Raw genomic sequence first — 14906 nt, forward strand, 5'->3', positions numbered from 1 at the left:
AAAGGGTATTATGGTTGTAGGAACAATGACACTTATAGCCACCCGGATAAAGGTAAGATATCGCTATGTGGACCTCTACAATGGACCTCGACCAGAAAAAGGTTCTGCTGACGCAGATTCTGGGTCGTTTTTATCCTAATATTTATTTTTCATCGTATTCACCATTACAAGTCCAAAATTCACCACGCCAATCTCTGCCCGAGAGTAGCTGGGTGCGAGTACGCAATCGCCTTTCCGGCATCTGTGGCAGCGATCTCCATCTGCTTTATCGAGGAGGCAGCAATCAGCGGGTCGCGGCCGCTGCCAGGCCAGCTCAGAAGCAGTTCTACCCCGGCCATGAAGTGGTGGGCGAGGTGATTGAGATCGGTACTGATGTGCAGCAGGTGAACGTGGGCGACCGGGTCGCGCTGCAGTGGCGGCCCAATTGTGTGACCGCAGGTGTTCAGCCGCTGTGCGATGCCTGCTCTGGCGGCAATTATAACCTTTGCGATCATGGTTCGTTCCTGGCTCCCCAACCCCTGGGCGGAGGATGGAGCGAGGAGATGCTGCTGCATGAGCAACAGTTGTTTCGCGTGCCCGGCGGTCTGACCGATGAGCAGGCCGTGATGCTGGAACCTGTAGCGGTGGCCCTGCACGCGGTCCTGCGCCACCTCCCTCGTCCCGGCGACCGTGTGTTGATTATTGGCGCGGGAACGGTCGGCCTGCTGGTGCAGCAGATCGTACGCGCCCTGGTGCCACAATGCGAGGTCAGCGTGCTGGCTCGCTATACGTTCCAGGTTGAGCAGGCTACACGCCTGGGCGCGGCCCATATCATCTACCCACGCGATGCTTATGAGGGCGTACAACATGCCACCAATGCGAAGCTCTATAACGGCATGTTCGGCAATAAGACGCTACAGGGCGGCTACGATGTGATCTATGATACTGTGGGCCAGAAGCGCGGTCTGTTCCAGCGCAATACGCTGCACCATGCCCTGCGCTGGATTCGTCCGCGCGGTACCATCGTCCTGGTTGGCTTGAGCCTGGAGCCGATGAGTATCGATCTGACACCGCTCTGGCAGCATGAGATCTCTCTGCTGGGGAGCCTGCATCACGGCACCGAATACTGGCCCGTGGGCAGTCACGACCAGACCTCAACTTTCCGCGTAGCCTGCGAACTGATGCAGCAGCGTCGTATTACTCCTGAGCAATTGATTACCCATCATTTCGCCCTGGATAACTATCAAAATGCACTGTCAACCGCGTACAGGAAGGCGGATAGCCGGGCCATTAAGGTCGTGTTCGATTATTCGCTGCTACCTGCCTCGGTGGTCCCTAATGTACGAGCTTCGGCTCCGCGCATTCGTCGTCAATCCACCATTAACTTTATGGAAGAGTACGATGATGCCGACGAGCAGCCAGCACGCACTTCAGGTAAACTGGGCGATCAAAAGCAGGATATCCCCTCGGCACGGCCATATACCAAAGAGCTGGCGAAATCACCCCGCCAGGATAAAGCCGATGATGAGTTTGATGATGACGATACCGCGACCGCCATCCCGGCTATTGGCAAGCATTACACTGGTCACCTGCGTCCCTATGTGCCACAGTCTCAGATGCAGGGAACGGGGAAGCAGGCCGAACAGCAACACAATGAGTCCATCCCCATACCAGCCAATTCACAGCATCCAGGCAACCAGGAAGAGATGGAGGCGGAAACACAACGCATTCCTCAGGTGTCGCTGATACCCCATACCGAGGCTAACCTTAACCTGGACTCTGACGCGACAACGTTGATCTCCCGCGCCTCTTTGTCTTCCTCAGAGATCGAAGATGACACACCCGATCATCCTGCTGAAGCCGATACTGATGGTACTTCCGGACATGATGATACAACACCAGAAGTACTGCACACACCGGGAGAACCTCAAGAGCTTTCAGCAGCAGACAACACGGACCTAACCGAGCCTGAAGTAAGCGATATAGAGCATCCAGCTGCCTCGGTGCTCAATGAGGGTGAGGCCGCTCAAGACAATCAAGACAATATAGCCATCCCGGTAGATACGGTCGCCGATGAAGAGATACCCGCGGAGGTCTCCCGCTATGAAGATCAGCTTGCAATTCCTGTTGAGAAACACTATTCTGATACGGATGTCGATCCAGAGCAGGCGATCATTGAAACCGAGCAGGTGCCGAACGCTGCCGTGCTAACGGCGGATGAGCCGGATACAGAAGTAGCCACTGAGCACGCTACAGACCCGTCGACCACTGTTGATCCTGACAACACCCGGTCCACCACTGAGAAGGATGCACATGAACTGCCTGAAACCGAGCATGTACCTACGGTGAATGGGGAAGAGGCACCGGCTATAGCTGAAGAGCCCGGTACCATCGCACCAGATCAATCAGCCGAAATACCTGCGCCGCCTCCAGGCATCCATACCGGTGAGGCATCCGTTGAAGAACATTCCGCTGAAAACACAGCGACTATCCTTGATGCTGATGCGTTACAACAAGTAGAAGGACGACAAACAAAACGTGTACAACAAAGGTCACGCAATCGGAAAAAGAAAGCAGGCAGTCGCTAAGGGCGATTAAAAGGATTATAAAGAATGTCTGATCATACATCGCCATTCGACTCATCGAATGGCGATACGCCACAACATAAAGGATTCAATCCTCAACCAGGGGGTGAACGTAACGCGCCAGCCTGGAATATACCTTCCCACGCGGGTATACCACCGACTCCACCGCGTTCTCCCATGCAACCACTGCACCTGCCGGCTCGCCCTGCGCCTTCCTCCGAAGGCTTATCGGCCCCGCGGCGGCCGTCACTATCCGGGGCCCCGTCATCTGCTGGCTTCTTTTCATATCAGCAGGCTCCAATGCAAGCACCTGAAAGACACGACTTGTCTGCTAATGCTGTCAACCCATTACCCCTACAGAACGCGCCCACAGGCAAACGGCGCAACGGTCGTAGGCGGATCAATCCATTGCTGGCAGTGGGACTGGTTCTGGTTGCGCTGCTGGTGATCGCCGGTGGTATTCTGGGACAACGCTTCCTGCCAGCTCATATAGCGGGCATCATAAATAGCAGCGGGGGTAATGGACAGGCTAATAGTGGAAGCTTTGTAGCACCCCCATTGAGTAGCCAGCAAATCGATAACCTGCGCCACCTGACCGATCATATGAAGGAGCAGCAGCTGGCCTATCTCTATGTCTCACGCATGTCCCTCGATGAGGAGATCGGCCAGATCATGATGGTTGAGTATTCTGAGGATTCCTACTCGCCATCATTAGATACTATGATCCATGATCTCCATGCTGGTGGCGTCATCATGTATCAACGCCAGATCAATACGCTGGAGCAGACCAAAGCAGATACCACGCATATGCAACAGCGAGCCCTGACGCCTCTGCTAATATCCACCGATGAGGAAGGCTGGAACGTCCATCGCCTGACCAATATTTATCCTCCACGCCTCTCAGCCAAGGATATTCACGATAGCAAGAGCACAACGGTGGCCGCCAACGAGGGAACAAAGGTTGCCCACGATCTACTCTCACTTGGCATCAATACTAATTTTGCGCCCGATGTGGATGTCTCGACGGATGATGGCTACATCGGTTGGGATGCACGCTCCTTTGGCAGCACACCAGATGATGTGATCAAATATGTCAGCCCCTACACCAAAGCCATGCAAACGGGCGGCGTAATCGCTACCATGAAGCATTTTCCCGGCCTGGGCGGGGCCCCAAAAACAACCGATCCACACGCCGTCTTTGTAACCGTCAATCATACGAAAGATCAGGTATATAAAATCGATCTGGCTCCCTTCCAGTACTTTATCCATGCCGATGACAAAATGGAACAACCTGGTATCATTATGTCTACCGATGTACTGGTCCCCTCGATCGATCCGACATATATCGCCGAGCTCTCACCGACATTCATGACCCAGATCTTACGTAAAGAGATGGGTTATCAAGGGGTCGCGGTCACGGATGCGCTAACCATGCTAGGCGTGCAGGTCAATGGCCAGCACCTCGACCTGGGTACGGCTGGCGTGATGGCCCTCAAAGCTGGTAACGATCTCTTGCTTGGCGCGGGCGATCCCGCCAGCATGAGAAGTATGGTTGACGCCATCAAGACCGCACTTAACAACGGCACGCTCTCGAAGTCGCGCCTGGATGAAGCCGCGACCAGGGTCATAGCCCTCAAAATGCAGCGCCACCTGCTTCCCGACACCCCACCATCCTCCAATCCCTAAAGTTTGCGCGCTACAAAGGGGCTCATTTACGGCAATGAACCCCTTTGTAGCCGCTCAATAATATCTTTCAGGCGGCGCGTCTCTGAGGCGTGCTGCTCACGCATCTGGACCATCGCTTGCGTCATCTCTTCCTGCATGCGCTCCATACGATCCTTCATATGCAGGATCGCTTCCACACCGGCCAGGTTAACCCCCAGGTCACGCATCAGGCTGCGGATATGGATGACGCGCTCAATATCACGATCCGAATAGAGCCGTGGACTATGCGGGCTAGTGCCTTTACGGGCGGGTGCAATCAACCCCAGACGCTCATAGTGACGTAAGGTTTGCTCGTGCACTTCGGCCCGTTGGGCAGCAACGCTGATAATATACCAGGCACCATTACCGTCCTCAGGCATTTCTTCTCACTCTCCTTTGTTGCTTTAGGAATGTGCTTCAACGCCTCGACTACGCGCCAGTTTTTCAAACAGTTCTCGCTCCTCCGATGAGAGGTGCATGGGCAACACAACCTTGACCTGAGCATAGAGGTTGCCATTCCCCTCTCCACGCAAGCGTGGCATGCCTTTACCGGTCAGGCGGAACTGCCGATCATTCTGCGTTTCCGATGGGATGGTGAGTAAGAGCTTACGACCATCTGGCGTGGGAACCGCGACCTCGCCGCCGAGCATGGCTTTGACCAGGTCGACATTAACCGGCACGTACAGATCGTCTCCCTTACGCTCAAAAACGCTATCGGGCTTCACGCTGATGACCAAAAAGAGGTCGCCACGCGGTCCACCACCGATGCCGGGCTGGCCCTCACCCGCCACACGGATTTTAGAGCCATTATCAACCCCGGCCGGAATCTTTACCTGGATACGTTTGTTCCTGGGAACCTGCCCCTGTCCCGAGCAGGTTGAGCAGACCCGGTTGTTGACCTCGCCGGTTCCATGACAGGTGGGACAGATCTCGGTGGACTGGATGCTGAAGGTACGCGAACCACCCATGTAGGCTTCTTGCAGGGTCACTTCAACCGGCTGTTCGATATTGTCGCCCGCGCGCCGACGCAGATCCTCGCGCATACCGTTGGCGCCAGAGGCACGTGCTCCGCCCATTCCGCTACGGCCGAAAAGAGCTTCAAAGAAATCCGAGAAGCCGCTGGCGCCACCACCATCGAAATCGAAGGGATTGCGCCCACCGCCACCACCATAGGTATACGTGCGGCGCGTTCCACCCGGGAAGCCAGAACCGAACTGTTCCTGCCAGTTCGGGCCCAGTGTGTCGTAGCGCTTACGCTTATCGGCATCCGAGAGTACCTCGTAAGCCTCATTGATCTCTTTAAATCTCTCTTCAGCCTTTTTATCACCGGGGTTTACGTCAGGATGATACTTACGAGCCAGTTTACGGAAGGCTTTTTTGATGTCATCCGAGCTCGCACCTCGCGCCACACCCAATATTTTGTAATAATCTTTATAATCCATATCCCAGCCCTCTTACAGAATATTGTAAACGAGGCACGATCGTACCTCCATCAACACGACCATGGGAGCTTCTTACTTGTTACTACCAACGCTTACTTTGACACGGGCGGGGCGCAGAGTTTCTTCACCGATGGTGTAGCCTTTACGCAACTCTTCTATGATGGTCCCATCGGGCTGATCGCTATCCTCAACCGCTTCTACGGCCTCGTGCAGGTAAGGATTGAACGACTCACCCACGGTAGGGACGGCGTTGAGCCCTTCACCTCGTAGTACTTCATTCATCTGCCACTGGAGCATGTGCAGCGTATGTTGCAACTGCGTCTTGTCCATGGTCTCTTCATACACCAGGGCTCGCTCAACGTTGTCCAACACCTCTAATAGCTTATTGAAGACCGCCTTTTTCTGATAGAGAACACGATCAGCTACCAGGCGCTCCTGGCGCTTGCGGAAGTTTTCCCAGTCGGCACGCTCGCGCACATACTTGTTCCAGTTCTCCGCCGCCTCTTTCTTCGCCTGGGCGAGCTGGGCCTCCAGGTCAGCAATGCGCTGCTCCGCATTCTGATCTCCTCCATGATTGTTCTGTTGATCTATCTTATTCGCCTGTTCAGCGGCTCTATCCTGCTGCTCTTCCATTGCGTTTGAATCGCTCCTTACTTACTATGTTTATCTCATTTTGACATAGGGATATAACAAGCTTTACTGCCCTTACAGTATAAAACTTGAGCCACACACTGTCAAGTTTTATAACAATGTGTCTGACTCTCATGATCATCGCCTGCGGTTGGTATGTGTTTTCGCACTTCCGGTGCTCAATGTACCCTGTATTAATCATCTACCATTTCAAGCCATTCTTCGGACCAGAGGGCGCCACGGGTGAGGAGGATAGGGCCCATCAGCGTGTCCTGCTGGATATTGATGCGCTCCCATTTCCACAGTTCGAGTACGGCAATAAAGGTGACAATGATCACCAGGCGCGAGGTTTCGTGCTCGAGGATTTCAGAGAGTTGAATGCTCGCCCGCTCTGTGAGGCGGTCGCGGATCTCGTTGATGCGTTCGCTTACACGCACACGGGCCGTTGGCATCAGTTCTGTTCCCCCAACGGGCTCTTTGCCTTTGAGCTCTAGCAGGCGTTGAAATGAGCGCGTGAGCATCTGTGCCTCCAGTCCCGTCAGGGTAGGCGGTGTCCAGGCCAGTTGTGCTTCGATTCCCGCCAGCAGGCTTGAGCGGCTATACGTCTGCAGACCCTGCTCTTCACGCTCCCGCAGAATACGGGCGATGTCTTTGGCCAGCTTATATTCGGCCAGGTGCTGCTGCAGTTCATTGACCAGGGCTACACCATCGCTCTCGGCGGCCTGCTGCTCACGCGGCGCCTGTGGTAATAGACTCTGCGATTTGATGAAGAGCAAGCGCGCGGCAATCGAGATGAAAGCCGCCATATTAGCCAGCGGAAGCGCGTTCTGCTCCTCCCAGCTATGGATCTGCTCCAGATATTGATCGGTGACGGCGACCAGCGAGATGGTAGTGATCTCCATCTGCCGCTTCTCGATCAGGTGGAGCAACAGATCAAGGGGGCCCTCAAACACTGGCAGGTGGACGACGTAGCGGTCCTGGCGCTCTGGCTGTTCCCCCATCAGGACAACTGTTCCACTGGTGGCTCGCTCTGCTGACATCAGGATACCTCGTCGACCATGTGGAGCTCCGCCGCTGGTCCATGGGGATGGTGATGGGTGCGAATATAGAGGACAGCCCGCTCTGATAGACCGGCAGCCGCGGCCAGCAGCGCGCCTACCTCAGCATGATGCCAGGCATAGCTGAGCGAGCGGCGCCAGCGCGGACCCCGATCGTGCTCAATCTCTCCAGGCGGCAAGACGCTACGCCGCAGGAGTTCCGGCAGCAGGCGTTTCCCCAGCACAATCGTTGGGCGTGTCCAGAAAGGGACGCGTCCCTCGGCCTTGCCAACATCATGCAGCAAAGCGGCCGCCAGCATATCCCGCTCCTGGCACCCTCGCTCTTGCAGACCCCGGCAGACGCGCAGGCTATGCTGCTGATCCGCTACTGTCATGGTACGAAACAGGGCCTGGGCTGACTTCGGTAGCCAGAGCTCGACCTCAGCATAGTCAGAGGCGCGCAGGGGCCGCTCAAAACCGAGCTGCTGGCGTACCTGCCGCAAACGATAGTGTATGGTTGTCATCAATGATGTGTCGTGCATATCTTCAGTTTACCACTGGAGGCTCCCCCTAGTGGGGATAGACAAAGTACTGAACCAGTGACGCTCCCGCCGCCTGTGAAGTCAGGAACAGGGAAATATTTCGAATATCAGAGGCCAGGTTCAAAATATCAGCCATGCCCACAAACTGGCCTATAAACGGCAGGAAAAAAAACACAATTAAAAGAATAAAGGGCCCATAAGCGGCCGAACGCGAAAACTGGACCGCCTGCTTGCTTGGTAACAGTGTATAGACGATCTGATATCCATCCAGTGGATAGAGAGGAATGATATTTAAGATGGCCAGGCCCACATTCACGGTGGCGAACGCCGTCAACAACTTCATCACAAAGTTGAGCGCGATATTGCCACCAACAACCGGGATGAGCAAACGTGTCAGGGCGGCGACAGCCAGTCCAACGATCAGGCTAAAGATAGGGCCTGCGCAGGCGACCAGCAATACGCCTGTATTGGCGCCCACCTTCATCTTCCAGGGATCGGGCTTGACCGGACGTCCCCAGCCCAGCCCGGCGTACGATAGAAAGGCGAGGATTATACACAGCAATGTACCAACCGGATCAATGTGCGAGCCGAGTCTCCAGCTCTTGCGCTCCAGCGTGCCCGACGAATGATCCCCCAGCCATGATGCCATCTGGGCATGAGCCCACTCATGCAAAATAATCGCTCCTAGAAAAGAGAGAATTATCATTAACGATAAAATTACGTCTATCATTCACTCACTCGTTCTTTCAAGCTAGCAGGTCGATTTCCATACCTTCGCAAGCGGAACGCGTCCGTGCAAAATGGACTCTGGCTTCCGCTTCCATCATATCCAATTGGTTATCATCGTATGTCGGTTCGTGGTGAAACAGGATCAGCTCTTTGACGTGCGCCAGGCGCGCAACCTCGGTCGCCATCAGGACGGTACTATGACCAAAGCCTTGCTTCTCTTTCTGATAATCAGTGGTCGTGTACTGCGCGTCGTGAATCAGCACATCAGCCCCTTCAATGAAATCGAGCAGGTTTTGTTCGATCCCATCACTCCACTCAACATCGGTCGCATACACGACAGCACGCCCTTTATACTCTATACGATAAATAATAGCACCATTTAAAGGATGACTGGTAGTAAAACGAGCCAGCACCCGGGGCCCATCCGCCGACTGTCCTGACGCGGTGCGCGCCCCAAGGGTCACCCCTGGCTCTAACTCGCTCCCCGACCAGCTGATGCATTGATCGTCTACAATGGTGTGAAATGTACGCCTGGATGGCAACTGGCGTACATCTACCGGGAAATAAGGCGGGGACATAAGCGGCACGATCAGATCTTCAATTTTATGCCCGGCAAGCTGAGGGCCAAAGAGATGGAGGTTGGTGCGGGCATCAAAGAGAGGCGAGAAAAAGGGGAAGCCGATCAGGTGATCACCATGCCCATGGGTAATAAACAGGGCTACATCACATGTTGCTTGCGGTTTGGTACGCTGCAACAGAGCAGACCCCAGGCCGATGATACCACTGCCAGCATCAAAAATAAGTGTATGCCCCCCCACCTGAATCTCAACACAGGATGTATTTCCTCCATGGCGCAGCGTGTGGGGACCAGGAGTTGGATAGCTTCCACGTACTCCCCAGAAGCGGATCAGAAAGTGTGATTCCTCGACATTGGCCATATTATCTACTGCTCCTACGCAATCTGGTGTTTGTGATCGATGGCATGCATGCTATTCATTGAAATGAGCGCAGGCGCCCGGGAGGCCAGCATGTCCCCTGAACTACCATGGTGCAACTGCTGCGTGATGTACGCTCAAGCGGCGTTTACGATTTCGCAATTCACCATATTATAACGTGTGGCGAAAATATTGAAAAGGTTGCTTCTGATGAGTTTGAAACGATTGGACAAGTTCATCCGTGGAATTATTATTAAGCCAGAGTTAAATAACACATCGATATACGTGAAATATCTATGGCAATCCAATTCATCAACTATACGTAATATCATAATCTAAGTGTATTATTACGTATAGATATACTGGAGGATTAGTAATGGCCTCTACCCAACCGGCATCCGGGCAATCATCCGGCCAGAACGCCAAAGATAAGGCTCGTGAAATGGCTTCTGATGCCAATCAGACCATTCACTCGGGCACGAAAGATGGCAAAAATTTTGTCAAAAAGTTTTACCATGATTGGTCTCTCCACCTTACGCAGGCCCTGACCTTTGGCCTGGTTACCTCAGTCATCCCACTGGGTATGCTGCTGGTGGCGATCGTTGGTCGCATTATCGGTACCATGAATACACAGGCACGGGATCAGTTTATCAAGCATTTACAGGGTATGCTACCACCACAGGTCCTACCCTCACAGATCACAGCGTCGGCGCTGCAAAAATTCTCGCAAAGCTCTGGCATCTGGATCTTCCTGAGCGTGGTGGCGGCGGTCTTCTTTGGCTCACGTCTGTTTACACTGCTGGAGGCGTGCTTCGATATCATCTATCGCGTCCCGCAACGCCCGGCCAAACAGAAAAATATCATGGCCATCATCATGGTGCTGGTGTTTATGGTCCTGACACCATTGCTGGTGCTGACATCTGTAATACCAGAGCAGCTGGTTGGTCTGCTGCAAAACTCTCCGATAAGCGCCGGTACAGCTATGATCAACAAGATAATAGGTGTTATCAGTAGCCTGATCGTCTCATTTTTACTGTTCGAGATCATCTATACCTTCATACCCAACCGCAAAGGCAGCGTTAAAAATCGTTTGCGTGCCAGCGTAGCAGGCTCAGTTACCGCCGCCATTGTGCTGCAAATCGGACTTGTTCTGTTCCCCATTTATACGCGCTCATATACCAGCGGCATCGTCAGCCAGATCGCCTTCGCGCTGATCTTCATGATCTTCTTCTACATCATCTCGCTGGTAACCTTGATCGGCGCCACCGTCAACGCCTACTTTGTAGAAAATGTCCAACCAACGCCCAACGATTTCGTCACCCGCGCCAGCCGCAGCAGTTAATCCAACCATACCAAAACGCACACGCGAAGAGGGGGAATGCGCCGGAGCGCATTCCCCCTCCCATAGGTTCGGATCTCGCGTCCGATTATCCCCCAACCCCGCGCCCGATTTCCCCTCTACGCATGAAAACCTCTCCCTATATGGTACAATGGATATTCGGAGTGCTCTCAATAAGCAACACCCTATGCCACGAGGAGTTTTTCTATCCATGCGAAAACAGGGACGGCCATCTCTCCCATCTTGTCTGCTTAGCGGAACCTTGCTTGTCTTTCTGCTGCTTGTTGAGACCGCCTGCGGCATCACAGGGAGCACATCACCCCCACCAGCTACCAATACGTTGATCAATCGATCACAGCATGCGATCCAGCAGGTAAAGTCCTATCATTTTCAGTTGACGACCGAGCATCCTGGCTCGAGCACGGACGACTCTATGCTGGTAACAAAGGCTGAGGGAGATATTGTGCTGCCGGATAAGCTTCAGGCCAAAGCCGATGGAACGGTGAATAATACCGCCATCCAGGTGCAGATCCTGGCTGTGGGAGATCGAGAGTATTATACCGACCCAGTAACCGGCGCCTGGAAGCGCACCAACGATCTGCTGGACCCACGCACCCTTTCTGATCCGCAAACAGGCGTTCCGGCGATGCTCGGCAACCTGCAACATCCAGGTCATGCCAGCGCCAGTAGCGTCGATGATCGCACCTGCTGGTACCTGGGCGGCAAACTATCTACCCTCTATCTGGCCGCAATCATCGGTGGAGATACGCCGCCCACAGGCGATGTCACCACCAATGTCTGCATCGGCCAGAGCGATTACCTGCCATATCAGATTCAGGTACAGGGGGTCGTCCTTCAGGGTGATACACCCCAGACGCTGCGCCTGTTTACGCTGTCGCAGTTCGATGAATCGGTCACCATTCAGGAGCCGAAACTATAACACCGCGTCATCGTAAGTAATGACAGCGGCCCGCATAGATAAGAGGAAAGCGAGGAAACAATCCGTGACTAGCAGGCGGTATGTCGCGCCATTGGCCCTGTTCGCGGTCTGTAGCGCGGTCTTTCTGACGGCCCTGGACCAGACGGTCGTGGTAACGGCATTGCCACAGGTCATTACCGATCTCCGCTTGCCTCCGATGCTGCTGGATCGAGCCGCCTGGGTGGTCAGCGGATACCTGCTCGGCTATGTCATCGTCATGCCGTTGATGGGACGTGTGTCGGATCTCTATGGGCGCCGCCTGATCCTCACCCTCTGCCTGGGTATCTTCGCACTGGGATCGCTGCTGTGTGGCCTGGCGCCGCAACTGGGTGAACGTGTGCCGCTGTCGTTCCTGCAGCCATTGGGGATCGATACGGGCTATCCCGGCCTCGTCTGGCTGGTGATGGCGCGCTTCCTCCAGGCCATTGGTGGTGGCGCGGTCGTCCCGGTGGCGATGGCGGTGGCGGCCGATTTCTACGGCTTCGCGCGGCGTGGCATCGTCCTGGGACTGGTCGGCATGGTTACCGAGGCTGGCGGCATGCTGGGTCCGCTCTATGGCTCATTTGTGGTCCAGCGGTGGAACTGGCCCGCCATCTTTTATATCAATCTCCCACTTGTAGCCCTGCTCCTCGCGCTGATCCTGCTATTTGTACCACCGTCCCATAGGCAACAAGATCTCCCCGCCGTTGGAACCAGGCGCATCGATTGGCCAGGGTCCCTTGTTCTGGGCGCCGCCTTGCTCTGTTTGAGTCTGGGACTGGCACAGGAAGCGACGCTCTTTACCGCCGCGCCTGGACCGGCAAGTGCCACGGGAAACGTCCATAATAATTACGCGCTGCTGGCGGCTGCCGTAGTACTGCTGGCCGCGTTTATCGCCCTGGAGCACTTTCTAGCCCGACGCAGACACTGGCCGGTTCTGGATCTGGTCCTCTTCCGCAAGACCACCTTTAGCGCCGCCGCGCTGACCAATTTCTTGATCGGGGCTGCCCTGATCATCGCCATGGTCGATATCCCCATTTTCTTTCTTACCGTCTATAATCAGGATTCGATGCAGAGCGGTTGGGCCCTGCTGCATCTGACGGCGCTGATTCCTGTGGGCGCGTTGTTGGGCGGCTGCCTCTGTCAGCGCTTAACCTGCCGTTGGACAGCGATCATAGGGTTGCTATGTGCCGCGCTGGGCTTCTGGTTGATGCATCTGTGGCCGCTGACAGTCGATTGGACCCTGATTACGGTCGGCGCGCTCAGTAGCGGCTTCGGCCTGGGACTGGTGATCGCACCGCTCAGCACGACGGCGGTCAACGCGGTAGATTCGCGCCAGCTGGGCATGGCTTCATCCGTGGTGACGATCACGCGTATGATCGGGATGATCCTGGGGCTGGCGGCCCTGACATCCTGGGGACTGGGCCGCTTCCGAGAACTGGTCGCTCTTTTCAAGGCTCCAGCTTCGGCGCCCCCATTGAGTCCGGCCTATAACGCCCTCTATTTTCGCTACATCACAGATGCCGCGCACACCGTCTATACCAGTATCTTTCTGGCCGCCGGCATCCTCTGTGTGCTGGCCTGCCTCCCGGCCCTCTGGTTGGAGGGAAAGCGGCCACGAACACCATCGGACCTGCAACATGCAGACAATACCGCTTCTGCGAACATCTCTATTCATCATACCGATCAGCCATATGTACAGGAAAGCGAGGCAAGCCGCAGCTATGGGCAGAGGAAGAAATAATCATTCCCACAACGGCTGGCATCCTCAAGACGAGGATAATTTTGTGGAGAATCGCTATATCTATGAGGATGATTATGAGGGCTACGACGATTATGAGGATTATGAGGAACCACTGCCACGCCCACGTCGCGTCCCTGGCCGAACCCATCCAGATGTTCCTCGTCGTTCGCGGGCATATCGAGATGCGCCATCCCAGCGTCCTCACCGCCAGCCACCGCAACGGATGCGCCGGGTAACACCTGTTCGCAAGCAACGTGTCTGGCCAACCCTGCTAGTGGGCTGCCTCATCGGTGTCTTACTGGTCGTTGGCGTCATGGCCCTGCTGGTCTTTCTCGGCATCAATTCGATCCAGAACAACGGCCACCTCAGCGGTCTGCCGGGACTCCCCTCAACCAAACCGTTTAAGCAGACCATCACTCAAGATGCCGGGGCGGGACCATTTACCAGCATCCAGGTTTGTGACAAGATCGGTAATGTTAGCCTGCAGGTTGATCCGGCGGCAACAACAACAAAAGTAACGGCCCTGAAAACGGTCCAGGCTAGCGACGAGACGGCCGCCACCACCCTCCTCAAGCAGGTAACGGTCGATATTCAACCACCGGCAACGACCAGCAAAGCATCCAGCTGCGCCAGCACGCAAACGACGCCGGGCACCAGCGGTACTCCCACGGCTACGGCCAACTCGAATAACGCGCTGCTGGTCAATGTGACCTTACCCAAACCGACGGATAACCAGGTCGACCTCACCATTACCCTGCCTGCGGCGTCCATTCAAACCGCCGATCATCCATCGCTGACCGTCAATGTCGAGGCCACCAGGGGCGATGTCTCGGTGGCGGGGATCAGCGGCATTCTCAAGCTCCACGATGAAACCGGCAATGTCAATGTCACCCATGCTATCATAGCCGATGGCTCTCAGATCGAGACGGGTGAGGGCAACATAAACTTCGATGGCTTCCTGTTTATGCCCACCGATACACAGGCCAACGCTCGCTATACACTGCGCAACGAGACTGGCACCATTACGGCCACACTGCCCGCCAATACCAATCTCACCCTGGACGCCAATACTAACATTGGCGCCATCCACAGTGATTTCCCCATTCCCATTACCAACAACGGCGGGCCAGTCAGTTACCATGGTCCTCTTAATCCTTCTGCCTCATCTACACCACTCGCAACTCTTGTCCTAGATGTGAGTACTGGCAGCGTTAATATTAAGAAAGCCAAACAGGTAGCAACCTGAAACGCTCACTTGTCATCATAAAGGGATCTAAGTATA

Annotated in this window: 13 protein-coding genes; 6 read left to right on the forward strand and 7 right to left on the reverse strand. The window is 54.9% G+C overall.

Features of this window, described 5'->3' with window-relative positions; all coding sequences use genetic code 11:
- Positions 1–65: 65 nt before the first annotated feature.
- Both KTT_RS09320 and KTT_RS09325 read left to right on the forward strand, forming a co-directional pair.
- Entirely contained in the window at positions 66–2567 is a 2502-nt protein-coding gene (locus KTT_RS09320; RefSeq protein ID WP_126595716.1) for a zinc-dependent alcohol dehydrogenase, read from the forward strand.
- 24 nt (positions 2568–2591) lie between these two features.
- The gene (locus KTT_RS09325; RefSeq protein WP_126595717.1) at positions 2592–4250 is read left to right on the forward strand and encodes a glycoside hydrolase family 3 N-terminal domain-containing protein; all 1659 of its coding nucleotides are present in this window, start codon (positions 2592–2594) and stop codon (positions 4248–4250) included.
- Positions 4251–4276: 26 nt separating this feature from the next.
- Here KTT_RS09325 and KTT_RS09330 read toward each other — a convergent pair whose 3' ends face one another.
- The 7 genes from KTT_RS09330 to KTT_RS09360 form a co-directional block, all read right to left on the reverse strand.
- A complete protein-coding gene (locus tag KTT_RS09330; protein ID WP_126595718.1) occupies positions 4277–4648 on the reverse strand; it encodes a MerR family transcriptional regulator in 372 nt (123 codons plus the stop codon).
- A gap of 24 nt (positions 4649–4672) precedes the next feature.
- Complete coding sequence (locus KTT_RS09335; RefSeq protein ID WP_126595719.1) at positions 4673–5710, reverse strand: DnaJ C-terminal domain-containing protein; 1038 nt, start codon at positions 5708–5710, stop codon at positions 4673–4675.
- A gap of 72 nt (positions 5711–5782) precedes the next feature.
- Complete coding sequence (locus tag KTT_RS09340) at positions 5783–6343, reverse strand: nucleotide exchange factor GrpE (RefSeq protein WP_126595720.1); 561 nt, start codon at positions 6341–6343, stop codon at positions 5783–5785.
- Positions 6344–6534: 191 nt separating this feature from the next.
- A complete protein-coding gene (locus KTT_RS09345; protein WP_126595721.1) occupies positions 6535–7380 on the reverse strand; it encodes a segregation and condensation protein A in 846 nt (281 codons plus the stop codon).
- The gene (locus tag KTT_RS09350) at positions 7380–7919 is read right to left on the reverse strand and encodes an HD domain-containing protein (RefSeq protein WP_126595722.1); all 540 of its coding nucleotides are present in this window, start codon (positions 7917–7919) and stop codon (positions 7380–7382) included. The genes KTT_RS09345 and KTT_RS09350 overlap by 1 nt, the downstream gene beginning before the upstream one ends.
- A 28-nt stretch (positions 7920–7947) precedes the next feature.
- The gene (locus tag KTT_RS09355) at positions 7948–8592 is read right to left on the reverse strand and encodes a site-2 protease family protein (RefSeq protein ID WP_126595723.1); all 645 of its coding nucleotides are present in this window, start codon (positions 8590–8592) and stop codon (positions 7948–7950) included.
- A 73-nt stretch (positions 8593–8665) separates the two neighbouring features.
- The gene (locus tag KTT_RS09360; protein WP_126595724.1) at positions 8666–9586 is read right to left on the reverse strand and encodes an MBL fold metallo-hydrolase; all 921 of its coding nucleotides are present in this window, start codon (positions 9584–9586) and stop codon (positions 8666–8668) included.
- A 373-nt stretch (positions 9587–9959) separates the two neighbouring features.
- Here KTT_RS09360 and KTT_RS09365 point away from each other — a divergent pair, with 373 nt between their 5' ends.
- From KTT_RS09365 to KTT_RS09380, 4 genes are all read left to right on the forward strand, one after another.
- Entirely contained in the window at positions 9960–10925 is a 966-nt protein-coding gene (locus KTT_RS09365) for a YihY/virulence factor BrkB family protein (RefSeq protein WP_126595725.1), read from the forward strand.
- Positions 10926–11133: 208 nt separating this feature from the next.
- Positions 11134–11862 (forward strand): LppX_LprAFG lipoprotein, encoded by a 729-nt coding sequence (locus KTT_RS09370; protein ID WP_160145759.1) that lies wholly within the window; start codon positions 11134–11136, stop codon positions 11860–11862.
- A 64-nt stretch (positions 11863–11926) separates the two neighbouring features.
- Complete coding sequence (locus KTT_RS09375; protein ID WP_160145760.1) at positions 11927–13624, forward strand: MFS transporter; 1698 nt, start codon at positions 11927–11929, stop codon at positions 13622–13624.
- Positions 13605–14870, forward strand: a complete 1266-nt coding sequence (locus KTT_RS09380; RefSeq protein ID WP_126595728.1) for a DUF4097 family beta strand repeat-containing protein — start codon at positions 13605–13607, stop codon at positions 14868–14870. Before KTT_RS09375 ends, KTT_RS09380 begins: the two co-directional genes overlap by 20 nt.
- Positions 14871–14906 lie beyond the last annotated feature (36 nt).

It is taken from the genome of Dictyobacter aurantiacus, assembly GCF_003967515.1.
In the GTDB taxonomy this organism is placed as follows: Bacteria; Chloroflexota; Ktedonobacteria; order Ktedonobacterales; family Ktedonobacteraceae; genus Dictyobacter; species Dictyobacter aurantiacus.